Annotated in this window: 21 protein-coding genes; 7 read left to right on the top strand and 14 right to left on the bottom strand. The window is 29.4% G+C overall.

Translation table 11 applies throughout. The annotated features are described in order from the left end of the window. Positions 1-105: 105 nt before the first annotated feature. From htpG to DMR38_RS10045, 8 genes are all read right to left on the bottom strand, one after another. On the bottom strand, positions 106-1,980 hold the full coding sequence (htpG, locus tag DMR38_RS10080) for a molecular chaperone HtpG (protein ID WP_127721191.1): 1,875 nt from the start codon (positions 1,978-1,980) through the stop codon (positions 106-108). 288 nt (positions 1,981-2,268) lie between these two features. Beyond that, the gene (locus DMR38_RS10075) at positions 2,269-4,026 is read right to left on the bottom strand and encodes an ATP-binding protein (RefSeq protein ID WP_127724012.1); all 1,758 of its coding nucleotides are present in this window, start codon (positions 4,024-4,026) and stop codon (positions 2,269-2,271) included. A 72-nt stretch (positions 4,027-4,098) separates the two neighbouring features. Next, positions 4,099-5,445 (bottom strand): FIST N-terminal domain-containing protein, encoded by a 1,347-nt coding sequence (locus DMR38_RS10070; RefSeq protein ID WP_127721189.1) that lies wholly within the window; start codon positions 5,443-5,445, stop codon positions 4,099-4,101. A gap of 62 nt (positions 5,446-5,507) precedes the next feature. After that, entirely contained in the window at positions 5,508-6,746 is a 1,239-nt protein-coding gene (locus DMR38_RS10065) for an MFS transporter (RefSeq protein WP_127721187.1), read from the bottom strand. Between the two features lie 399 nt (positions 6,747-7,145). Continuing rightward, positions 7,146-8,567, bottom strand: a complete 1,422-nt coding sequence (locus tag DMR38_RS10060; RefSeq protein WP_175412978.1) for a HAMP domain-containing sensor histidine kinase — start codon at positions 8,565-8,567, stop codon at positions 7,146-7,148. Then, a complete protein-coding gene (locus DMR38_RS10055) occupies positions 8,551-9,240 on the bottom strand; it encodes a response regulator transcription factor (protein ID WP_127724010.1) in 690 nt (229 codons plus the stop codon). Before DMR38_RS10055 ends, DMR38_RS10060 begins: the two co-directional genes overlap by 17 nt. A 58-nt stretch (positions 9,241-9,298) precedes the next feature. Next, the gene (locus DMR38_RS10050) at positions 9,299-10,459 is read right to left on the bottom strand and encodes an ABC transporter permease subunit (protein WP_127721185.1); all 1,161 of its coding nucleotides are present in this window, start codon (positions 10,457-10,459) and stop codon (positions 9,299-9,301) included. Continuing rightward, positions 10,452-11,390, bottom strand: a complete 939-nt coding sequence (locus DMR38_RS10045) for an ABC transporter ATP-binding protein (protein ID WP_127721183.1) — start codon at positions 11,388-11,390, stop codon at positions 10,452-10,454. Before DMR38_RS10045 ends, DMR38_RS10050 begins: the two co-directional genes overlap by 8 nt. A 206-nt stretch (positions 11,391-11,596) precedes the next feature. On the opposite strand from DMR38_RS10045, the gene DMR38_RS10040 reads away from it, so the two are divergent. The 3 genes from DMR38_RS10040 (at position 11,597) to DMR38_RS10030 (ending at position 14,476) form a co-directional block, all read left to right on the top strand. Continuing rightward, positions 11,597-12,688, top strand: a complete 1,092-nt coding sequence (locus tag DMR38_RS10040) for a DUF5667 domain-containing protein (protein ID WP_127721181.1) — start codon at positions 11,597-11,599, stop codon at positions 12,686-12,688. A 241-nt stretch (positions 12,689-12,929) separates the two neighbouring features. Further along, positions 12,930-13,721, top strand: coding sequence for a flagellar motor stator protein MotA (motA, locus tag DMR38_RS10035; protein WP_127721180.1), 792 nt, complete (start codon positions 12,930-12,932; stop codon positions 13,719-13,721). Between the two features lie 2 nt (positions 13,722-13,723). Next, a complete protein-coding gene (locus DMR38_RS10030; RefSeq protein ID WP_127721178.1) occupies positions 13,724-14,476 on the top strand; it encodes a flagellar motor protein MotB in 753 nt (250 codons plus the stop codon). Between the two features lie 113 nt (positions 14,477-14,589). Here the strand turns inward: DMR38_RS10030 and DMR38_RS10025 are convergent, their stop codons facing one another. Further along, a complete protein-coding gene (locus DMR38_RS10025) occupies positions 14,590-15,114 on the bottom strand; it encodes a ferritin-like domain-containing protein (RefSeq protein ID WP_127721176.1) in 525 nt (174 codons plus the stop codon). A 161-nt stretch (positions 15,115-15,275) separates the two neighbouring features. Between DMR38_RS10025 and DMR38_RS10020 the strand changes: the two genes are divergently transcribed. Then, on the top strand, positions 15,276-16,448 hold the full coding sequence (locus DMR38_RS10020) for a glycosyltransferase family 4 protein (RefSeq protein ID WP_127721174.1): 1,173 nt from the start codon (positions 15,276-15,278) through the stop codon (positions 16,446-16,448). On the opposite strand, the gene DMR38_RS10015 is transcribed toward DMR38_RS10020, so the two are convergent. From DMR38_RS10015 to DMR38_RS10000, 4 genes are all read right to left on the bottom strand, one after another. Continuing rightward, positions 16,435-17,460 carry a lysylphosphatidylglycerol synthase transmembrane domain-containing protein gene (locus DMR38_RS10015; protein ID WP_127721172.1) on the bottom strand — a complete coding sequence of 342 codons (1,026 nt, stop codon included), beginning with the start codon at positions 17,458-17,460 and terminating at the stop codon, positions 16,435-16,437. The two genes, DMR38_RS10020 and DMR38_RS10015, sit on opposite strands and share 14 nt — an antisense overlap. Beyond that, complete coding sequence (locus DMR38_RS10010; protein ID WP_127721170.1) at positions 17,450-18,514, bottom strand: glycosyltransferase family 4 protein; 1,065 nt, start codon at positions 18,512-18,514, stop codon at positions 17,450-17,452. Before DMR38_RS10010 ends, DMR38_RS10015 begins: the two co-directional genes overlap by 11 nt. A gap of 95 nt (positions 18,515-18,609) precedes the next feature. Next, complete coding sequence (locus DMR38_RS10005; protein ID WP_127721168.1) at positions 18,610-19,788, bottom strand: ABC transporter permease subunit; 1,179 nt, start codon at positions 19,786-19,788, stop codon at positions 18,610-18,612. Continuing rightward, a complete protein-coding gene (locus tag DMR38_RS10000; protein WP_243124542.1) occupies positions 19,769-20,506 on the bottom strand; it encodes an ABC transporter ATP-binding protein in 738 nt (245 codons plus the stop codon). Before DMR38_RS10000 ends, DMR38_RS10005 begins: the two co-directional genes overlap by 20 nt. Positions 20,507-20,671: 165 nt before the next feature. Between DMR38_RS10000 and DMR38_RS09995 the strand changes: the two genes are divergently transcribed. After that, positions 20,672-21,352: a response regulator transcription factor gene (locus tag DMR38_RS09995; protein ID WP_127721164.1), complete on the top strand. Its 681-nt coding sequence runs from the start codon at positions 20,672-20,674 to the stop codon at positions 21,350-21,352. Further along, positions 21,342-22,775 carry a HAMP domain-containing sensor histidine kinase gene (locus DMR38_RS09990; protein ID WP_127721162.1) on the top strand — a complete coding sequence of 478 codons (1,434 nt, stop codon included), beginning with the start codon at positions 21,342-21,344 and terminating at the stop codon, positions 22,773-22,775. Before DMR38_RS09995 ends, DMR38_RS09990 begins: the two co-directional genes overlap by 11 nt. Positions 22,776-22,780: 5 nt before the next feature. Here DMR38_RS09990 and DMR38_RS21830 read toward each other — a convergent pair whose 3' ends face one another. Then, positions 22,781-22,942: a hypothetical protein gene (locus DMR38_RS21830; protein WP_175412977.1), complete on the bottom strand. Its 162-nt coding sequence runs from the start codon at positions 22,940-22,942 to the stop codon at positions 22,781-22,783. A gap of 214 nt (positions 22,943-23,156) precedes the next feature. On the opposite strand from DMR38_RS21830, the gene DMR38_RS09985 reads away from it, so the two are divergent. Further along, complete coding sequence (locus tag DMR38_RS09985; RefSeq protein ID WP_127721160.1) at positions 23,157-24,086, top strand: site-2 protease family protein; 930 nt, start codon at positions 23,157-23,159, stop codon at positions 24,084-24,086. The last annotated feature ends 1 nt before the right edge of the window (position 24,087 follow it).

The following is a 24,087-nucleotide window of genomic DNA, read 5'->3' as shown; positions in this document are numbered from 1 at the left end:
TGTCTTAGGTACGAGTTTAGCTAAACTTCTTTAGATTTTCAAAATGCCCAGCTTTAGACTTATTAAAAGTTTTTAACGTGGTGAGATTTGTCAGCATATTCCTCTTTACTTAATCAAACAGCAAACATCATTTGCAAATTCCACAGGATCATCTACAGGCAGTCCTTCAATCATAAGTGCCTGATTATATAATACATTTGAAAGCATTTTAAGTTTATCTTTATCATTTTCAAATGCATCTTTTATTGATTTAAACATTTGGTGGTTTGTATTTATCTCTAAAATTTTATCTGCTTTTACATTTTGATTGTTTGGCATTGTATTAAGCACTTTTTCCATATCAATGGACAATTCACCACCATTTGCAAGGCAAACAGGATGAGTCTTTAATCTGTTTGATGCCCTAACTTCTTTGACTTTTCCATTTAATGTTTCTTTCATAAAATCAAACAGTTCTTTGTTTTCCTTTGTTTCCTTTTCACTTTCCTTGTCATTAGATTCAAATCCTAAATCTTTGCTTGAAACAGATTTAAATTCCTTTTCCTTGTATTTCATAAGCATCTTAATTGCAAATTCGTCAACCTCGTCTGTAAAGTACAATATTTCATATCCTTTATCCTTAACAATTTCAGTTTGTGGTAATTTTTCAATTTTATCTATGTTTTCACCAGTTGCATAATATATAAACTTCTGATCTTCCTTCATACGGGAAACATATTCATCAAGGCTTACAAGCTTTTTCTCTGTAGAAGAATAGAACATGAGTAAGTCTTGAAGTACATCTTTATTGCTTCCGAAATCAGCATAAACACCATATTTAAGCTGTTTCCCAAAGTTTTTATAAAACTCATCATACTTTTCTCTATCATTTTTCTGCATTAATAAAAGTTCACTTTTAATTTTTTCCTTTATCTTTTTTGCAATAAATTTAAGCTGCCTATCATGCTGCAAAAGTTCTCTTGAAATATTAAGTGAAAGATCTGCTGAATCAACTAGTCCCTGTACAAAGCTAAAGTAATCTGGTAAAAGATCTCCACATTTCTCCATTATAAGAACACCATTTGAATAAAGTTCCAATCCCTTTTCAAATTCCTTAGTATAAAAATCAAAAGGTGCTCTAGCTGGAATAAAAAGTAAGGTATTATAACTTACAACACCTTCAACACTTGAATGAATTACCTTAAGAGGTTTTTCATATCCGAAATGTTTATCCATATAAAATTGATTATAATCTTCAGGCTTCAATTCATTCTTATTTTTTCTCCAAATTGGAACCATACTATTTAAAGTTTCATCTTCAAAATAGTCTTCATGTTCATCCTTGCTACCTTCTTTTAGTTTGCTTTTCTTTACCATCATTTTAATTGGATACTTTATAAAATCAGAGTATTTTTTAATTAATGATCTTATTTTATATTCATCTAAAAATTCATCGTACTTTTCGTCATCAGTACTTTCTTTAATTTTTAATGTAATTTCAGTTCCCACTTCATTTTTTTCACAAGGCTCAATTGTATACCCTTCTACGCCCTTTGATTCCCATTTGTATGCTTCATCTGAATTCAAGGCACGGCTTTTTACAGTAACTAAATCTGACACCATAAAAGCAGAGTAAAATCCAACTCCAAACTGACCTATGATATCTACTCCTTCTTTTGCTTCATTTTCATTTTTAAATGTAAAGGAACCACTTTTGGCAATAGTACCCAGATTATTTTCAAGTTCATCTTTTGTCATACCTATACCGGTATCGGTAATAGTAAGGGTTCTGTTTTCCTTATCTGCCGCAATTCTAATATAAAAATCTTCTTTATTAAAGCTAACATTTTCATCAACTAGTGAACGATAATAACTTTTATCAATTGCATCACTGGCATTTGATATGAGTTCCCTCAAAAATATTTCCTTATTTGTGTAAATAGAATTAATCATTAAATTAAGTAATCTCTTGGATTCAGCCTTAAATTGTTTTGTAGCCATTTTATCATTTCCTTTCATCTCAATAAAAACGTTTTGTTATATTTAATAGAATCAATTTAAGAAAGCCTCGCTTATAAACGTAAGTTAGCGCGGTTATTTAACAGTAATCAAGCCGTCCCTACTACTTCCTTTTGTTTCGAATAAATAAGTATTAATCGGAACATAAAAACGCCTCTTTAAATTATTTTTATTAGCACTCATAGTAACTGAGTGCTAATTTTATTTTAGCAATTATTTCATCTTTGTCAATATGTTTTTTATAAGTTTTCCGAAAAATAATCTTTCAAATTAATTATATATGTCAGAAAACTCTAAATTGATTTTCTCAGTGTAATCTTTTTCTATACCGTATTCGTTCTTACTAGAAGCTTTACCATCAACTAATTTGCATGGAATATGAATGATAAATTCGCTGCCATAACCTTCCCTACTTTTTACTGATATAGTTCCACCATGTAATTCTACTAAAGCTTTTACTAGTGAAAGCCCTATTCCACTTCCTTCATTCTCTCTTGCAAGCGATTTATCAACTTGTACAAATCGTTCAAATATGGAATTTAACTTTTCTTTAGGAATGCCCTTGCCTGTATCTTTTACCTTTATAGCAATACTTTTCTTGCCATCTTCTATACTAACCATAATCTTTCCACCGCGGGGAGTAAATTTTATAGCATTTGATAGCAAATTCAACATAATTCTCTCTATTTCTCCCGGATCACAGGCTATAACTTTTTCTTCTACATCCGTATCAAATACTACAGATAATCCTTTGCTTTTTATATAGTCAGCTATAGAAAGAGTCGTATCTTCTATAAGGCTTACTATATTATAATTGACTTCATTTATACTAAAGTATCCCGAATCTATTTTCGTTATGTCAATTAAATTATTTACTAGCCTTAAAAGGCGATAGCAATTTTGTTCCATTACTTTTATATATTTATATCTATCTGAACATGGATTCTCACAAGTACATTCCTTTAACTTAAGTTTGTACACCTGTATAGCTGAAAATATAACATTAATGGGGGTCCTAAGTTCATGAGAAATGTTAGCAAAAAAGTCTGTTTTCATTCTGTCATACTTTTTAATCTCACTTAGCCTAATTTTCTCCTTTTCTATGTTTTTTTGCAATTGTTCCATACATCTTTTTTCGGTTACATCTACAGCCACTGCTATTAACATATTTCGTCTATCAGTCAATTTCCCAATACAAGCTAAGTAAAAATCCCATATCCGTATATTACCATGCTTTGTCTTTACAGAATACTCACCACTGCTTTGCTTTTCACTAAAATTTGATAACTTGTGTATATCTTTTTTAAATACATCTGATATTTCTGCCAATTTAGATATTGTAGGAATATCTGCAATAGTATATCCTGTAATATCACTCCATGTTCTATTGATCTTTAATACTTCCCCATCTTGGGTATACATCATTACGGGAACTGGAGCTTCTTCTATGGAATATCTAAATTTTCTCTCACTTTCTCTTAATGCCTCTTCAGTTTTTGTACGTTCAGTAATTTCTTCTTCCAGCATAATATTAAATTCTTTAAGTTCTTCAGTTATCTCCTCTAACTGACTTTTTCCTTCATACACTTGTTTTTTCAAATTATCATTGTTTTCTTTCATTTTAAGCCGTATTGCCCTAATCTTTAGCTGATTATCAACCCGTGTAGTAACCTCTTTATAATTAAATGGCATAGTTATATAATCAGCAGCTCCAGCTGTAAATACCCTATCTTTATCAATAGGTTCATTTTCATCAATGATAAAAATAACAGGAATTTTCTGAAGTTTATAACTAGCCTTTAACCTTTCACAAATTTCATATCCATATATATTTCCTATATTAACTTTAAGTAAAATTATGTCCGGTATATTTTCTGTTACAGATTTAAGTCCCAATTCATAACTAGAAGCATTCTTAACACAGTATTCCTTCTGTTCAAACATTGCTGTAAGTATTTTAACATTGTAATAAGAATCATCAATAATAAGTACATTAGAATTATTTAAAAGAATTTGCATATTATCCATATCCATGATTTGCTGCCCCATTTCATAAAATTTAATCTGTATATTCTTCTAATTATATAAATAATAATTCTTTTATATATTTGTTTTTGACTTAAAAACCAGCATAGTAGCTGTTTGATTCATATGCCCTATAAATTCTTCACCATAACAAGAAAATCCAATTGTAGGAATATCTTTAAATATATCTCCATACTGCTTTTTAAGACCTTTTTCCTCCAATTCACGGGTTCTCTGGACACAGTTAAAATTTATAATTCCATCAATTTTCCCAAATTCACTAATTTTATTTTCAATAGCTTTCTTTGTATCTTCAATAATATTTGTAGACTGAAGTAGTCTAACGTCTGTGCCTTCTAGTATTTTACAATAAAACAGCATACTTGTACCTTTTACTTGCTGAGGACTTCTAACAAACACATAATTTTTCCCTATTACTAATCCAACAGGATTTATCGTAAAATAATTTTGTACATCTTCAATTGAATGTGCCCCCACAGCATTTGAATAAGCGACAATAGCCGGTTTATTGTTAAATTCAATAACTTCCCTGTTGCTTTCATCCACTTTATTTGCAGTTAATACCGTATCTAAACACTTAAAACTTTCCGTTTTAATAATGCCAAACTCAGCATTATCACTTATTTTAAGCATTATAATCACTGCTGAATCTGTATATGCCTTTCCATTTGCTAGTACATAGGTTTCTTTAAAATTATAATCATCTCCAGCAGATCCACCAATAAAAAATACATTGGTTCTATTGCCTATCAAATCCATAATATTTTCTTCTTTCTTACTCACACCATCTATTAAAACTATACCAACAAACTTTTTTGTATTCATTGTATATGCACTTTCATTAAAATACTCTTCTAAAGATGTAAAAGCCCTCTCCACATCTAAGCCTTGTTTCATATTCTCAATTACTTCAACTTTGGCATCGGAAACAATATTTGAATTAAAAGCCATTGCCACTACTGAATTCTTTAATAACTTTCCACTAACTATTTCACCTGAAGTAGAACATCCTGCTACTAGACAATCTTTAAAGGCTTCCTTCATTAAATTACTCAACTTATATTGGTCAAATTTAGAAGAAGCAAAAAATATTATAAGTTTTGCATTACAAGGAGCTAGTTTATTTTTAATATCTTCTACCACTTCTTTTTCTAAAGATTTAATTGAAAAAACTGATTTTATATTTATCCCCTTATATACTGAGTTTTTTACATCCATCTGTTCAACAATTTTAATAAGTTTTTCTATGATAATTGGATCATCATAGGAGTTATCATCAAATTTATTTGGATTGATTCCCTTTAAGATAAATTTGGTTTTAGTCATTTCTGCAATAGCAGGATTTCCTTTAGACCGCTGTTTAATCACATTGTCAATAATTTTTTTTATCTTACCAGCCAAGAACAGTTCCCCCTTTTATGCTTAGTTAATTCTTCGCTAATATTAGATTTTTGTATAGTATATTACGACTTAAACACATCTTTTAAATTCAATCTCGAATGTAAATTATGTCTTGCATTGTGAATTATTATACCTAAAACAACTAAGGATGAAATAAGTAGAAATATAGGTATAAATATGAGGATTGCATTAGTTGAATATTTTATTGAAATTACTCCTCCCAATAAAGGTGCTACTGCAAATCCAGCATTACCTACAGTTCCCTGGATACCAAACAATAAACCTCTTTTGTCTACAGGAGTATCTTCTGTAGTAATGGACATTATCATAGGTTCCACTCCACCTGTAATAAAGAAGACAATACCTAAAATAAATGTAAATAACCATAATTTATTTATATAAACAAGTGGTATTGCAAATACCATACCTAATGTTAGATATATCATTAATAATTTCATTTTGTCATACTTGTCACCTAGTTTACTTAAAATCAATCCAGACATAGCTGTCATTAAAGCCAAAATGCCATTTATTATACCTGTAATACCTGATGCTCCTTTTGTTGTAGCTGTAACTTCTTGTACATATATTGGAATATATGGGTTAAACACAGTACGTCCTATTCTTATAAATAAAATAACTAATAGCATTGAGACAGCTGTAACAGTAAAAATGGAAAGTATAGATGTCTTTTCTTTTTTTTCAGTGGAATTAATGTTTTCCTTTACTACATGCTTTTCTTCTTTTACAACAAATAAAACTAATAGAAAATCAAAAAACATAAGGATACCACCTATTATAAAACTTACACGATATCCAACAAACTCCGCCACTATACCTCCAATTACTGGTCCAATGGATTGTCCAATAAATGTTGATGAAGATAAAAAACCTAATGCATAAGAAATTCTATTTTTAGGTGTATTAGCTGCTACTAAAATTTGAGCTGCAGTAACAGTTCCCGTAAACACACCTTGTAAAAGTCTTAATATTATAAGTTGATTTACATTGGCAACCATACCTGTTGCCCCAATTATAAATGATGCAAAAAGCATAGCCCTTATGAGCATAAGCTTTCTACCATATTTATCTGAAATAATCCCCCAAATAGGACACATAATTGCCATGGTGACAGCTGGTGCTGCATTTAAAATACCAGAATAAAATTTAATATCATTTGGAGCTGTAATACCAAGCTGCTGTATATAAAATGGCAAAAAAGGCATACCAAAATTAAAACTCATTATGGACAATATCTGGGAAAACCAAACAGTATAAAGATTTACTTTCCAATGTTTCATTATTATTTATTTCCTGACTTCTAAAAATATAACAAATAGTATAATGTATTAATCTAAAAATTATAATGCTTCTTCTATTCGTCAAATATTATCAGGTTTTCACACTTCCCTTCTTTTATAAACATAATTTTTAAGCATATATTGCTTATTATAGCATGAATTATATAGATTTGAAAGTTATGGAATTTATATAAGTAACTAGACCATCTAATATAATGACTTTGTTTTTTCGACTCAGGATCTCAAAAATCAAAAAGGAGCTGTTGCACTAGGAATAAATACTATAATATACTGTGTTTATCATTAATCTTTAAAACAATATATTGTATGTAAATTTCTTAATGCTGCAACCCCATACTTCCATAGGAAAAATATTTATAAGTATACAATGATGAATCATCAAATATATCGGATATATATTTTAAAAAACAATCTATCCTTTTCTTCATAAGCTTTTACAAATCCACCATGAAGTTTCACTATATTTTTGATAATAGATAGGCCTAAACCGCTGCCTTCTTTTTGCCTGGATGAGTCTTTTTTATATAATCTTTCAAAGAAGTTTTCCAGGTCATTCTTTGAAATTGGATCATTAGGAATGTTTGACACTGAAAGTACTGCATAAGGCGTATTATTAAAAATTTCTTTACTAATATTAAACTCCACAACTGTATTTTCCATTGAATATTTAAGTGCATTACTTAGAAGATTATTCACCGCTCTTAAAAATAAATTAGGATCTGCTTCAATATAAATAGATTCCTGGGGCAGATTAATTGAAAGCTTTAATCCCTTTTGTGTGAATTCATCTTCCTCTTCTTCAACTATCTGTCTTGCAAGTTCATTTAACTCAAGTTTCTGCTTTTCAAGTATTATATCATTTGAAGAGAGCTTTGAGTATTCAAAAAAATCATCAAGCATGTTTTTTAAATAAATACCTTTCTTATCCATTATGTCAACGTAATTATCAAGTTCACCTTTTGACTCATATTTGTTATTTTTAATCATATTTATATATCCAAGGATAGTAGTTAAAGGAGTTCTCAAGTCATGAGATATATTTGTCATGAATTCGTTTCTGCTTTTTTCTTCTTTCTCAATTTTTGAAGCCATGTAGTTTATATCTTCGGCAAGTTCACCTAATTCATTTTTGTATTTTAATGGAACACGATTGGATAATCTGCCTTCTGCCATATTTTTAACTGTTGATTTTATTTTAGATATATAGGAAATACGCTTCCATATGAGCAAGAAAAAAATAATTGCAAAAGTTACAATCCATAGTATACCTATACTGTTTTCATTGTCTAATCTTCCATAACCTATATATATATAATATAAATAGTATCCATCTTTTAAGTAATCACACCTGGTTGTTTTAAATAAGCTATCGCTACCACTATCTAAAAATTTAAATGTATTTTTACCGTCTACAATTTCATGAATATCTATATTTTTAATTTCTCTATTATTTGCAGCTATTACTGTGCCATCTTTTTTTACCACAAAAATATAACATAACATATTATATTCTCTATCCATATATTTTTGTAGTTTGCTGGAATTATTAATATCCATGTTCTTTAAATTATCTTCAATCCTAGAAACTATACGTTTATTTATATAGGCAGAAGCGTCTTTGTAATTGTTCAAAAATGAGCCTAAAATATATTCCTTTAAAAAAACTACAAGCATAAATGATATAAGTCCAGAAAGAATTGCACAAAAAACTAATTCACTCCTAAGCTTAAATATTCTTTTTAATTTTAAAATTACGGAAAATAGTATTATAACAATAATAAGTTCAAATATCGTTCTCAATTTTATAACCAACTCCCCAGATAGTTTTTATATATTTGCCCTTCTTAATGCTGTCACCTAGCTTGTTCCTCAGATTTTTAACATGCATGGTTACAGTATTGTCATTTTCCATAAAGGTATCTTTCCAAAGCATTTCATAAAGCATTTTGGTTGAGTACACCCTGCCTTTATTTGATGCCAGTGTGTATAAAATTTCATATTCTTTGGGAGTTAATACTATTTCTAAGTTGTCTTTTTTTACTGTATGTTCTAAAGTATTGATTTCAATATCCTTAACATTGAGTATATGATTTTTCACTGCATGATTAACATTACTTCTCCTGAGTATAGCCATGACTCTTAATGAAAGTTCCGTAAAATCGAAGGGCTTTACTATATAATCATCACAACCATCTATAAATCCCTTTATTTTGTCTATCTGCTGGTCTTTTGCAGTGAGTAGTATAACAGGTATGCTTGAAAATTCTCTGAGCTTGATGAGCATTGTATAACCGTCCATTTTAGACATCATAACATCTAGAAGTATTAAAGAAATCGATTTTGATTTTACAAGCTGTAATCCTTCTTGTCCATCAGAAGCGTAATCTACTAGATAACCTTCTTTAGAAAAATAATTTACAAGCATTTCCCTTATATCTTTGTCATCATCTATTATCAATATATTTTCTTTCATAACCATCACCCAATTCAAAATTATATCACTTTTTATTTAAGGTATATTAGAAAATCAACTAGTCAAAGTCCTTTTTTTCAAAAGAATAGATGCTTAAAAATGTAGTAATTAAAATCCATCCCAGACATACCATGAAAGCAAAGAATACATTTATACTACTTGTGAGTTGTATGGAGATATCTCCGCTTAAGGTACCCATATTATCAAGCATATATGGAATAGGCAAAAATTTTACAAATGTTCCATACTTGGCCGATACAAGATATCTACTTGCGAATCCTAACAGGTACCAGATTGTAGCACCTCCAATTAATGTAAAGCTTGCAATTGATGAAATAAGTGGATTTCTACAAATGGTTGATATAAAAAGTATTACTGATACAATGGCTGCTGAAATAACTATTGCAATTAATATCAAACTAATAACTGCAGTCCAGAGGGGAATTATTGACCTGCTTCTACTTACATATTGCATTTGTGAGGTTATTGAAGTCAATGGCAGTGATTTATCTAAAACATATTTTGCACCTACATCAAAAGGTAATCTACAATCTGAAAAGCCTAAATGAATTCCAGCTTCTACCATAAATATTATTGCACTTATTATTATAGTTCCTGTACTTAAAGCTATTGAAACAATAAATTTGGATATTATAATCTTTTTTCTTGAAATAGGCTTGGTAATTAAAGCCTTAATTGTATTAGGTGAATATTCTCCAGATACCATGTCAGATAATAGTACAATAGTAATAAGCAGAAAAAGTGGTATAAAATCCATTAAAGTTTCAATAGCTGCGTACATTCCCTTTGGTGTTAGCTCGCTTTTTTCTATATTGTATTTTTTTTCATATTTTAATTGAAGCAACCTGTATTCATTTTTAGGATTATTTTCTTTTTCTAATTTTTGAATTTGCTCGTTTAACTTTAATTTATCATAGCTATTTATTTGATCTAACTCTTCTTCTTTGTCCTTTATTTCTTTTTCAGTTTCCAATATATCTCTAGAAAAATCTGCTTTTTTTATTTCACTGTCAGCTTTATCTCTACCACTTTTTTGATTACTAAGAAGGGCCTTATCTCCTTGAAGCTGTCCTTCCAAAGTTTTTGTCTTTGATACATTTATTAAACCAAATGCTGCTGTAATAATAAGAATAACAATAAGCAAAAGCCTCTTTTTAATTATAAATCTTTTAAATTCCTGCCATATATATTTACTCATCACTATCTTCCCCCATCATCTTTATAAATTTATCTTCTAAATTTTGCTTCACTTCAAAGAAACCTTCTACATTTACTCCAGCCTCATGTAATCTCTTTAATATATCAAAAATATCATGTAACTCAGTATTTATTAAAATTGAAATACCATCCTTTTCTACCTTTAATAATTTTAAATCAAGTATATTTTGAATAATTTCTGATGATTTTTGGGGTAAATTAGTTTTTATAAACATATTTTTTTGACTGCTAGACCTTTCTTTATCACCTATTTCTTGAACACTAATAATTTTTCCATCATCTATAAATACAATCTTTGTACATATATTTTCTATTTCACTTAATATGTGCGAAGATATAAAAACACTCACTCCCTTTTCTTTAGCCAGTGTTTTTATAGTATTCTTAAGTTCAAAGACCCCCATTGGGTCCAGTCCATTTGTAGGCTCATCTAGTATTAATAATGATATATTTCCCATTAGTGCTTCTGCAAGCCCCAGCCTTTGTTTCATACCTAGAGAATATTTTTTTACCTTTTCATCAATTTTTCCACCTAAATTAGATGATTTTACAGCACCTTCTATTTGATCTTTTGTTATATCTTTAAGTACGCTTGATATATAATTTAGGTTTTGTCTTCCAGTCATATATCCATACATCTCTGGTGTTTCTACTACTGCTCCAACATTTTTTAGAGCTTCTTCTCTTTCAGTTTTAAGATTTTTACCACATATTGTAACTTCTCCTTCATCAGGAAATAGCATACTTGTTATAATCTTAATCAATGTGGTCTTCCCTGCCCCATTTCTTCCTACAAAACCACATATTTCGCCTTTATTTATAGAAAAATTAACATCAGTTAATACCTTCTTTTTACCTCTCTTTTTAGAAATGTTTTTTAATTCTAAAGCTTTCTCCACCACTTTCATCATCCTTTTTTAATATATTTTATTTATTACCAATATTTACAATTATAAAAGGTAAAAATATATTAAAAGTGTATTAAAAATAAAGAAAAAATAAATTTTATATTTAACCCCCCTAAAATATATTTAATGTTCGTATATTTTAGTGAATAGTTAAATGAGATTAATAAAAAAATGTAATTTAAATTTATATATTTAGGGAGGATTATAAAATGAAAAAAATAATGATTTTAGTAACAAGTATAGTCGTAACAATGAGTTTAGGCAGCAGTGTATTTGCTTCTGATACAGCAACTTTATCAGATAAAGCAGGTATAACACCAGATAGTATCTTGTATACAGCAGATAAAGCTATAGACAATTTAAAGGTTACATTATCTTCTTCAGAGGAAGAAAAAGCTAATACATTATCAGAGATAGCCGAGGAAAGATTAGGTGAAAGTGAAATAATGGCAAGTGAAGATAAACAAGATCTTGCAAATACAGCCCTCACTGACTATGAAAATACCATAAATGAAGCTCAAACTAAAATTGAAGATGCGATAGACAAAGCTCAAACTTCAGGTGATGAAGATAAACTTAAAGACGTTGAAAACATAGAAAGCAAAATTATTGATAAGCAGAAAAACTCTTTAGATGTATTAACCAAACTTCAAGATAAACTTCCAGATAAAGCAAAAGCTACAGTAGCAAAAATTATAGAAATGCAAACAGCAAAACAAAATGCCTTAATAGCTGTAAAAATGCAACGTCAAGTTTACAATGCTGCTAGGGAACAATATAATGAGGCCAAAGCAGCTCTTGACACAGCAAAACAATCAGGAGATGAAGCTGCAATTAAAGCTGCGGAAGATTTGCTCCAGCAGAAAAAACTAGCATTAGATACAGAAAAACAAAATCTTGCAAAGGCTGTTGAAGCTAAAAAAGAAACTTCTAAAATAAATGTACGTAAAGCAACAAAAGAAAATAATGGTCAGGCAAACAAGGATTCAAAAAATAATGAAACTACATCGGAAAGTAAAAAACAAACTTCACCAGCACCAGCACCAACTACCTCTACTACAACAAGCACTACAGAAGCTAACTTAAATCCCACTAATTCAGCTTCAACTCCAGCAAAGTCAGCTTCAACTAAATCAACCCCTGTAAATAATGGAAATGCAAAAAATCAAATTTCATCAACACCAACTGTAAAAAATGAACCTAAAGCAGAAGTAACTAATGGTAATAAATTGGATATCAAAGATAAAGGAAATAACGCTAATGACAATAATGGACAAAAAAAGGACAAAGGCCAACGCTAATTTAGTATAAAATTATATAGCATGTCAAAAATATCTTAAAAATATTTTTGACATGTTATTTTTTGATTTTGGCTATTTTTATACATTTTAAAAAATTACTACCATATATTCCTTTGAAATAATTATTTCAATATTCTAAAAGCACTTGTTCATAGTATAAAAAGTGTGATATGCTATCGCTATAAAATTGTCGAAGGCTCACCAATTGATAAATATTTGATATTTCATGGGAGGCACAATAATGGATATTTTTCTAGTTATAGGTATTATAACAGGCATCCTTGCTGTTGTTGTAGGAATGATCGTAAAAGGTGCAAATGTAGCAGTACTATTAAACCCTGCTGCAGCAATTATAATTTTGGTTGGTACTACAGCAGCAGTAATGAACTCTTTTCCCAAAGAAGAGTTTCTTAATATTCCTAAAATATTAAAAGTTCTTTTTAAAAATAGGAAAACTGATAATCCCGTTGCAATTATAAATCAACTTGTGGACATGTCTCACCAAACTAGAAAAAATGGATTATTATCCATGGAAAACACTTTACAATCTTTGGATAATGAATTTATGAAAAAAGGTCTTGAAATGGTTGTAGATGGAGTAGAACCTCAATATATAATTGAAGTCTTAGAACTTGAAATTGAAAATAGAGAAGAAAGACACCGTGCAGGTGCTTCAATAATGACAACTGCGGGCGGTTCAGCTCCGACCCTTGGAGTTCTAGGAGCTGTTATTGGACTAATTGGAGCTCTTGGTAATCTTAATGATACTGAAAAATTAGGACACATGATAGCAGCAGCCTTTGTTGCAACTTTATATGGAATTTTCTTGGGATATGTAATTTGTCATCCCTTTGCTTCCAGACTGAAAAGAAAATCACAAGAAGAAATACGCACTATGCACATAATAATGAGTGGTGTCCTAGCCATACAATCTGGAAGTAACCCAAAAAGCATTGAACAAAAATTAGTGAGTATGTTACCTCCTAAGCTAAGAAAAAGTATGGAAAAAGACAGTGAAAGTAAAGGAGATTGATTATGGGTAAAAAGAGGCAACACCATGAGGAACATGTAGATGAAACGTGGCTCATTCCATATGCAGACATGCTTACTCTCCTATTAGCTCTCTTCATAGTTATGTTTGCCATAAGTAAAATTGATCAAGAAAAACTTGCTAAAATAAGTCAACAATTTGATGTCATTTTTTCAGGGGAAAAAAGCATACAAAACGATGGTGGCAGCAGTACCAATCAATTTATTGAAACAGGAGAATCTGCTGATAAAACCGATAAAAGTGCAGGTAAAACTGAACAAGATACCATGAATGAAATTAAGAAAACTCTAGATGCAAAAATTAAACAAGATGGATATGATGATAAAGTTAAAGTTGAAATTAGCAAAGACGGTCTAGGTATTTCAATACAAGAAGCAGTTTTATTTAATTCTGGAGATGCAGAAGTTCTGACTCATATACATCCACTTCTCATATCTATTTCAGAAATGATTAGAAATTTAGATAATAATATTAGAATTGCAGGACACACAGATAATGTACCTATACATAATTCAAAATTTCGCTCTAATTGGGATTTAAGTGCTATGAGAGCCATAAACGTAATGAATTTTATGGCAGGAAATGGTGGAATTAATATAACAAAAGTTTCCATACAAGCTTATTCTGAATATCAACCAAAGTCTACTAACCTTACTAAAGAAGGTAGAGATCAAAATAGAAGAGTAGAAATATTTATAGTACGTAAATATCCATTGTCCACAAATATAAATAAATAAAGTAATTCAAAAATTGCTTTTATGTTATAGAAAAGGGGCTGTTCATGCGATTTTTAAAAATCACTATTGCAACAGCCTTATTCCATATTATAGTATTTTTTATATAGTCTATTTTAAAAGTTATATTTTTTATACAATTCTGTAAGTAACTTCAGATGCAGCTCTTCATCCATAATTATTCTTTCAATAAGTTCCTGTATATATCTATCCCTAATTATTGATATATGGTACTTGTAATTTTTAATAGCCTTTTTTTCTGATTTAATATCCTCTAAAAGCATAGCTTTAATGAACGTGATAAAATTAACATAAGCAGGTGTCCATAATTGTCCAGGGGGACATGCAGAATTAATGTAAATTGGTTTTATACCAAGAAGTTTAATTGTTTTTCCTATAAGCTCTAGGTGCTTCATTTCAGCCATAGATATGCCCCCAATAACCTTAGCATAATCTTCAAATCTTCCTTCGCTTACCATATGTTGATACACATAAAGGGAAACTGCAGTAAATTCGCTTACTTCTCCTGCATAATCTTTAAGAAGAATATTTGCGTATCCTATATTTGTTCTTTCCACTCTTAGCTTAGGATAAGGTAAATTAACAATATATTTTGTGTGTTTTGATATATCTCCCGGCATATTTATCTCCTAAAAAATATCATTTTAGTTAATTTTATGATAAATTTAAAATTATATTACACTTTATTATTTTTTTATATATTATTGGAAACACTAATTTGGAATAGAAAATTCATAGTTTAGATTATATAAAATTCTAATTAGATTAGGAGAAATAGAAAATGAAAATCTTAATTACTACCGACACATATTTTCCTATGATAAACGGTGTTGTCACTTCAATATACAATTTATATAAAGAATTAAAGAATAATAATTACGATGTTAAAATTCTAACCCTATCTCCTACAGGAAATGAGAAAATCGTAGGAGATATATGCTATTTAAAGTCCATTAGCGTTGGAATTTACCCTAATGCCAGAATTAAAGTTCCCTTTCGTAATAAAATCATAAATAGACTTATCGATTGGAGACCCGATATGATCCATTCCCAAACAGAGTTTTCTACCTTATTTGCAGCCAAATACATCGCTAGCAAAATAAATGCCCCCCAAATTCACACCTATCATACAATGTATGAAGAATATTTAGACTATTTATTGGGTGGAAAACTTATAAAAAAAAGTGCCGTTGGAAAAATAACCCGTCTACTTTTAAATAGTCTTGACAGCGTAGTTGTTCCAACAGAAAAAACAAAGAAGATGCTGCTTAATTACGGAGTAAATAAACCTATTAATGTGATACCAACGGGAATTGATTTAAATAAATTTTGCAGGCCTCTGCTTACAAATGAGAAAAAAGAAATTCTTTCAACACTAGGAATTAAAAATACAGATAGGATTATAGCTTATATCGGAAGAATCGGGAAAGAAAAAAATATAAATGAGATTTTAACCCTCTTCACTACCGTTGTAAAAAGAATTAAAAACATTAAACTTTTAATTGTAGGAGATGGACCTTATTTACAAAATTTAAAAGAGCAGGTACACACTGAAGGTCTTGAAGATACTGTTGTTTTTACAGGAATGATAGATCCAAAAGAAATTTACAAATATTATAAAATAGCAGATATATTTGTCACTGCTTCTACTAGTGAAACCCAAGGATTAACTTATATAGAAGCCTTAAGCAGTGGATGTCCTGTAGTTTGCAAATATGATCCGTGTATAGACGGAATCATTCTTCAAGGCAAAAATGGATTTTCTTATAGGGAATCCTGGGAATTTAGCTATTACATAGATCAAATCTTAAAAGATGAAAATTTAAAAAATAAATTGAGTGAAGAGGCAGTTCATACTTCAAAAAAATATTCTAGCTGCATTTTCACCCATAGGATAATTGAAACTTATAGTAAAATCTTAAATACAAAATGTGAAAACATTACTGTTCAATAATATCATTTTTTAAACGTATATTTGGAAATGCTAAAATAAATATGCTTGACACTATAATAGACATGTAATAAGTAATTATCCTCCATACAAAAAGAGCTATAACGGTTTTAGCTTTAAAAAATAAATTAAAAATTACATAAAATCCCCCTTCTGCCCCTCCTTCTGCTCCTGGAAGAGGAATTGCAGTCATAAATACTGTTAGAAACACCTGCGCAGACATAATTGTCCATAAGTCTGTAGAATTAAACCCAAAACTTCTATAAATACAATAAGGAATACTAAAATAAAAAGCCCACTGAAAAAGTGAATATATTAAAGTAAGAAAACACATACCTATGTGTTTTCTTACTAAAAGTGCATTTTTATGAAAACTTTCTATTTCATCTTCAATTTTCCCTTGTTTTGATTTCACATCTTTCATAATATGAAGCTTTCCGAGCAATTTCACAATAAAGTTTATTATAGCCTTAGTCATTTTTTTATTTATTACAATTGATATTGCTAGCAGCATCACTCCTGCGTTAATCACAATACCAAGAATTGCAAAGTAAATAAAATATTTAATTTTTGAATTAAAATAGTTAAACCTAAAAAACAGTGCTGCTATTAGATAAAATATGCTTACTATTTCATGTATCATAAACTTTATTATCAATATAGACCCAGAAAGTCCTGCAGGCATTCCTGCTTCGGTCATTGCATATAATTGAGAAGGGTGACTTCCTGCTCCTAAAGGTGTAATTGCACCAAAAAATTGACCAACCATTTGAAATTTTACTGATTTGAAAAGCAAATGCTCCCCAAAATAGAGATTTTTCATTACAGTATATAAAATCATTGTTTCAAATGTCCAAAATAGAATAACAGCTATTACAGCTAAAGATATCCAGTGGATATCCAGTAATTTTAACTCCTTAATCATAGAATGGATGCCCTTTGTAAAAATGAAAAATAAGAAAAAAATGCAGGCGGAAATAAATACAACAATTATATTAAACCTCTTATTTTTCATTTAAGTTTCCCTTAAGCTTTCTTCTCTTATTTTTCTCATAATATATCTTGTCATAAAATTGCTTCCACGTATTTAAGATGTATTCCTTAGAATAAAACTTGTGACATTTCCATGACCTTTCACACCAAGTTCTATAACTTTCACCTTTATCCTGTAATCTTTCTATACATTTTACAAATTCATCTATATTTTTTCCCTTCAAATAGTCATCAAATAGAATGTTATGGTATATATCTAGATCCCTCAATAGTACAGGAATTTTAAGTGCCATGGCTTCCAAAACAGACATTGGAAATAACTCATTATAGGAAGGCAGAAACATTATATCTGCAATATTATAAATATCATTCATATTTTCTCTATCAATGATACCTAAAAACCTTACATTTTTAGGTGGATTCTCTACAACCTTTTTTAATTCCTTATACCCATCTGTTATCACACCAAAAGAAAAACCACCTGCCCATATAAATTGAATTTGTGGAAGTTTTTTGGCAACTTCAATAAAGTCTAGTATTCCCTTTCTGTTCTGTACCTGACCTACTCCCAGAACAACAAATTTTTTAAGTGGAATATCTAACTCCTGCTTTATTTTTTTTACTTTTTCCTTTTCATATTTAAAAAAGTTGTCTTCAGATACAAAATTAGGTATGTATACTACTTTTTCCCCTTCTATATTGTATTTTTTTAATGTATCAATAAAATATGGATTCACAACTACCAGGTAATCTACACTTTTGTAGAACAAAATTATGTACTTGTAAAATATCTTTTTTATGATATACGGCAATTTTAAACTATTATCTATAGTCTCTGGAACAAAATGAACATAAGCAACACTTGTACCCAATAATTTTGCAAAAGGTATACTTAAAAAGAACTTAAAATCAATGGTATGATAGTGCATAATGTCACATAATTTAAAAGCATTTACTTTTACCTCATAACTATCCTTAAGTTCCTTTCTAACTAAATTAACTTGTTCAACATAAGCAGACAACACCCCCTGACCTTTTACTTGTTCTGCAGAAGAGAGCATATTAATAACAGGCATATTAAATTTCCCCTTTCAAAATAGATTTGTCTATGCTCTTATAGTTTCTGCAAATTATTATAAATATATTCTTTAAGACCTTTGAAAGAAAATGCCTAGATATACTCTTCTCTTTTTTCTGCTATAATTATACTTAATCCTAAAAATAATATAGACCATGCAATCATTATCAAGCTTGCAGATAAAGTATTTATGTAGTATGCCCCCGTATCTTGTACAATTCGTCTTGTTATTATACTTCCAGAACTGCCAAGAGCTATAAAAAATGCTGGCATAATATCTGACTTATCAGATAATGCAGGAATTTTTGAAAGTATCATGTAAGCTACTCCAAATAGTATGGCTATTGATGCCGCTGCTGCATTGTTTTTAATTAAAGTAGATATTAAAATACAAAAACTTGCAGCTGCAATTATAAAAACTATCTGTAATATCATAAATTCAATTAAAAATTTATAAAGAGGCATAATACTTGACGTGCCTGGAATGACAGATATAAATTTATGCAAGTCCATGTTTTGTATACTGCTGTGTTTAAATGCAGGTTCTATAGGAACTGGATATTTGAAGCTGTCAAAACCATATACAATTTCTCCAAACAAAAAAAATATCAAATTGAAAATCACTACAAGTGCAGAACTTGAAATAGCACAAGCTAAAAACTTGCCAAGTAGAAGTTTTGTCTTTGTAACAGGTCTTAAAAGCAAAAGCTTTAATGTAGGTGGTGCGTATTCACTTGAAACACTGTCTACTGTCATAAACACTGCTACTAAAAATATCACTATCATGCCATAATCCAAAATAAGGCTGTAATCATTAAACAATACATATCCTGTAGCTTTAATATGGTTAATTGGCTTTATGTTATTTTCCAATAAATATTTATCGTAGGCAATTTCACCTTTTCTCCTTTCCCTTCTAGCATCCTCCATTTTACTATCATCAACACTTTCCATAAGTTTTACATCCTTTTTTAAAGTATCTTTCCAGGCTAGTGGATGTGTTTTTTGAAATTCATAATCTTTTACCATTTTATCAATGTTATCGATATGTGTTTGGATTTCAGCAATTTTTGCTTTATCCTTTACTAACTTTTTTTGATCTTTATAGTATTGCTCTATACTTTTGTCTTTTTGCAGTCCCCTCTCTCCATTTTCGCTATTCACAGCTAATACTGAAAATACAGCTACAAGCAGTAATATAATAGAACATATTAAAAATTTCTTTCTATAAAATATCTTAATGATCTCGTTTTTAATTATTGGGAAAATCATCTTCTTCTTCTCCTCCTACAACTTCAAGATATCTTTTTTCAAGATTTCCCTTCATATTATTTACATCTTCTATTCCCTTAATTTCACCTTCATTTAAAAATGCAACCCTATCACACATGGATTCCATTTCGCCAAGTATGTGGGATGATATAAATATGGTAACTTTCTTTTCTCTAGAATATTTTTTAAACAAATTTCTAAAATGAATCATTCCGCTTGGATCTAGTCCATTAGTTGGTTCGTCCAGTATCCATATCTTTTTGTTTCCCATGATAACCTGTGCAATACCAAGCCTTTGTTTCATTCCAAGGGAATACTTCTTAATTTTGTCATTTATTCTGTCACTTAATCCAGCTAATTTTACAGCTTCATTTATATCGGATTCACTAACGTTTCTATCAATCCTTGACAACTGCTTTAAATTTTGAAATCCAGTTAAATATGGATACATATCCGGTGCTTCAACCATAGCTGCAATATTGCTTATATAGCTTATCCTATTATCTTTGATTTCTTTCCCATTTATATAAATTTTGCCGCCAGTAGGTTTTAAAAATCCAACAATCATCTTTATAGTTGTGGTTTTTCCTGCACCATTGGGCCCTAAAAATCCAAAGATTTCACCTTCCTTTACACTTAAATTTAAATTTTTCACAATTTCTCTCTTTCCTATAGTCTTTGATAGATTTTCCAATTTCAATACTTCCAAGAAATTCACATCCTTTTTTATATGATAGCTTCATTATAATGTGCTCATATTACAAACCTGGTATATTTTATATTACAAAATTGATACTGTTTATTAAGATTTTATTACAATTGGCCAAAGCAATAAAAAAATGTATATAATAAATATAGATACAATAGGAAGGTGAATTTTTACATGGACAAAAATGTAGTTTTAATTGTAGACGACGATGAAAATATAAGAGAGATTTTAACTATAATATTAAAAAATCAAGACATAGCTTCCCTATGTGCAAAAGATGGAATTGAAGCCCTGGGAATTTTAAAAAACAATAAAATAGATTTGATACTTTTAGATGTTATGATGCCAAGGATGGACGGTATGATGGCATGTATGAAAATACGGGAAAACTTAAATTTACCTATTATAATATTGTCTGCTAAAATTGATGATGCTGATAAAATAATGGGGCTTACCATTGGGGCTGATGATTATATCTCAAAACCTTTTAATCCAATGCTCTTAATTGCAAAGATAAACTCCCATCTAAGAAGATACAAAGAATTTAATTCAAACTTTCATGGAAATTCAAAGTTGATTAAAATTCAGGACATGCTTCTGGATACAGATAAGCACATTGTAAAAATAGATGACAATGAGATAAATTTGACCCCACGTGAATTTGAAATTTTAGATTTTCTTGCAAAGAACAAGGACAATGTGCTTAGCATAAAGCAAATATACGAAAACGTATGGAAGGAACCTTACATGGAATTTGACAGGACAGTTACAGTACACATAAGAAGATTAAGGCAAAAACTAAAAAAAGATTATATAAAAACTGTATGGGGAGTTGGGTATAAAATTGAAAGTTAAAATAGTTGGAATTCAAACTAAATTTGTAGTTTCATTTATATTTTCGCTAATTGTAAGTTTTTTTATATATATTGTCTTGTATTCATCATACATAAATTTTGAATCTCAAAAGTATCCTTATAAGTTTCAAAACTACAACTATAGTTTTAGCAAATTAACTTATATAACCAGAAATATATGTTTAAATATAAATGACGTACATTTCAATAATAAATCCCAATATAAATCTGTATTATCAAAATATGAAACTGAATATTCAAAATATAAGCTTGGCTTTATTGTAACCGATCCCCAAGACAAGATTTTATATAATTCATCGAAGCTTCCTGGAAATCCAAATCTTGAAAAAACATACTCTGACTTTTTAAAATATTTTGACCATACAAAAAATATAACTATGTATCATGATTATATTTTCAAAACTTCTATAAAAACAGGTGACCATATTTCCATACTTTGGATTACTGCATCTCCTGTAAATATACCTCATGATTCTATAGGAACTCTAGAAGGATTTAAAAATGTTGTAATTTTACTTTTCATTTGTATGCTGCTATTTTTCCTTATAACCCGTCACAGGATGAAGTACATAAATGAGATATGCTGCGGTATACAGACCATTGCAAATAAAAATTTAAATTTTAAAATACACCAAAAAGGTCATGATGAACTATCTGAGATATCTAAAAATATAAACCTTATGGCAGACAAGATAAAGGAAAAAATTAAAAACGAGAGAAAAATTGAAGCTTCCAAAAATATGCTTATAACAAATGTGGCTCATGACATAAGAAGTCCTCTTACAAGTATAATTGGTTTTTTGCAAATTGTAGAAAATAATGAATATAAGTCAAAAGAAGAAATGCAAAGATTTATAAATATATCATTAAAGAAAGCTGAAACCATGAAAAAACTTACGGATAACCTATTTATGTTCACAAAACTAAACGGCAGTGATTTAAAATTACATTTATCCACAGTATGCTTAAATGAACTCATTTACCAGTTAATTGATGAATTTTCAATTACTTTTGAAAATTCAAAGTTAAAAATTGTAGATAACATATGTGCTGAAAATATAATGGTCACAATTGACATCAATTTATTTGTGAGGGCTTTAAATAATCTAATGTACAATGCTCTAAAATACAGTACCAAACCTTCAGATGTGAAAGTATCTTTAACCCAATGTGATAAAAATGCTGTAATCAGTATAAGCAATAACTGTAAAAATTTAAATACAAAAAATGTGAATATGGTATTTGAAAAGTTTTATAGAGCGGATAAGTCTCGTACAAATCCTGATGAAGGCTCAGGATTGGGTCTTTCTATAACAAAAAGTATAATTGAAAGGCATAGTGGCAAGATATGGGCAAATTATGATGAAGGCACAATTACTTTTACAATATCACTACCAGATTAGACATTTTACCTAACATTTTCTGCTGAAAATACATTTGTCTTATGTTCTAAAGCACTTAATAGCTGGGTATGTTCTTTTTGTGTGGATTTTATCGATGCTATATCTTGCTTCATTGATTTCATATCTTGCTGCATAGCTTTTAAAATTTCCAGAATTTCTTTATCCATATATATATCACCACCTATAATATATTATAACAAAATATTTATTCAATTTCTATTGTCAAATACTAGGAAAGTAAATTGTATTGATAGTTAATATTTCACTCTATAATAACTTTCATTTATCTTTATAATTTTTTATTTTACTAATATTTTTTATTTTGTTATCATTTATATAATAGAATATATTCTACACGAGATATATAAAGAGGTGATTTAAATGTTTGGTAAGACTAAATCAAAAAACGAAAACCAATCTGTAAATAATCTATATACTGAAATCAAGGGAGATAATGTGCCTTATAAAGCAGATGCTAATGATGAATTCACAGAAAATTCAAGTGTAACGTCTCCTATACTAAAAAAGATAAAGTCAAAAAAAAGTAAAATTGGGATTTTGGGAATAATAGGAGCTTTTCTTTTAAAATTTAAAGGTGCATTAATATTTTTTGCGAAATTCAAATTCTTAGTTGTACTACTTAAACTAAGTAAAATATTTTATACACTAGGTTCTATGATATTAGCTATTTTTATATACGCCAGCATGTACGGTGTTGTTTTTGGAGTAGGCTTTATACTTTTATTGTTTGCCCACGAGATGGGGCACTACGCAGCTGCTAAAAAAATTCATCTTCCTGTTTCAACTCCAATATTTATACCCTTTGTTGGTGCACTCATATCAATGAAGGAAATGCCTAAAACTGCAAAAGATGAAGCTTTTATGGCTGCAGCAGGACCAGCTGCAGGCAGCATTGCCGCCCTACTTTGTGTACCTATTTATCTTTTAACTCACAATAATGTTTTCTTAGCACTAGCATATACAGGATTTTTTATGAATTTATTTAATCTAGTACCTATTCATCCCCTAGATGGTGGTAGAATTGCTACAGCTATAACGCCTAAGTTATGGTTTGTCGGTATTCCTGTTTTTGCTTTGGCTTGTATAAAATTTTTCAACCCTGTGCTAATCATATTTTTAATTTTAGGGATTGTAGAATTGTACAAGTATTATAAAAACCCTCAAAAGGAATATTATGAAATGAAACCCTCAACAAGAATTGTATTTACTTTAGTTTATTTTGGATTAGTAGCAATTCTTGGTGCAAGCAGTGAATATATTCATGCTTTTATCCCTTTAACCCATCAATGAT

It is taken from the genome of Clostridium sp. AWRP, assembly GCF_004006395.2.
Classification (GTDB): Bacteria; Bacillota; Clostridia; order Clostridiales; family Clostridiaceae; genus Clostridium_B.
This window is presented reverse-complemented; position numbering and strand designations above follow the sequence as displayed.

Coding starts and splice junctions, on each gene's coding strand:
- DMR38_RS10010 (WP_127721170.1), bottom strand. CDS start 18,514: ATGCCTGTTATTAATATGCTCTCTTCTGCAGAACAAGTAAAAGGTCAG.
- DMR38_RS10050 (WP_127721185.1), bottom strand. CDS start 10,459: ATGAGTAAATATATATGGCAGGAATTTAAAAGATTTATAATTAAAAAG.
- DMR38_RS09985 (WP_127721160.1), top strand. CDS start 23,157: ATGTTTGGTAAGACTAAATCAAAAAACGAAAACCAATCTGTAAATAAT.
- DMR38_RS10030 (WP_127721178.1), top strand. CDS start 13,724: ATGGGTAAAAAGAGGCAACACCATGAGGAACATGTAGATGAAACGTGG.
- DMR38_RS09995 (WP_127721164.1), top strand. CDS start 20,672: ATGGACAAAAATGTAGTTTTAATTGTAGACGACGATGAAAATATAAGA.
- DMR38_RS10055 (WP_127724010.1), bottom strand. CDS start 9,240: ATGAAAGAAAATATATTGATAATAGATGATGACAAAGATATAAGGGAA.
- DMR38_RS10025 (WP_127721176.1), bottom strand. CDS start 15,114: ATGCCGGGAGATATATCAAAACACACAAAATATATTGTTAATTTACCT.
- DMR38_RS10020 (WP_127721174.1), top strand. CDS start 15,276: ATGAAAATCTTAATTACTACCGACACATATTTTCCTATGATAAACGGT.
- DMR38_RS10075 (WP_127724012.1), bottom strand. CDS start 4,026: ATGGATAATATGCAAATTCTTTTAAATAATTCTAATGTACTTATTATT.
- DMR38_RS10015 (WP_127721172.1), bottom strand. CDS start 17,460: ATGAAAAATAAGAGGTTTAATATAATTGTTGTATTTATTTCCGCCTGC.
- DMR38_RS10045 (WP_127721183.1), bottom strand. CDS start 11,390: ATGATGAAAGTGGTGGAGAAAGCTTTAGAATTAAAAAACATTTCTAAA.
- DMR38_RS10040 (WP_127721181.1), top strand. CDS start 11,597: ATGAAAAAAATAATGATTTTAGTAACAAGTATAGTCGTAACAATGAGT.
- motA (WP_127721180.1), top strand. CDS start 12,930: ATGGATATTTTTCTAGTTATAGGTATTATAACAGGCATCCTTGCTGTT.
- DMR38_RS10065 (WP_127721187.1), bottom strand. CDS start 6,746: ATGAAACATTGGAAAGTAAATCTTTATACTGTTTGGTTTTCCCAGATA.
- DMR38_RS21830 (WP_175412977.1), bottom strand. CDS start 22,942: ATGGATAAAGAAATTCTGGAAATTTTAAAAGCTATGCAGCAAGATATG.
- DMR38_RS10005 (WP_127721168.1), bottom strand. CDS start 19,788: ATGATTTTCCCAATAATTAAAAACGAGATCATTAAGATATTTTATAGA.
- htpG (WP_127721191.1), bottom strand. CDS start 1,980: ATGGCTACAAAACAATTTAAGGCTGAATCCAAGAGATTACTTAATTTA.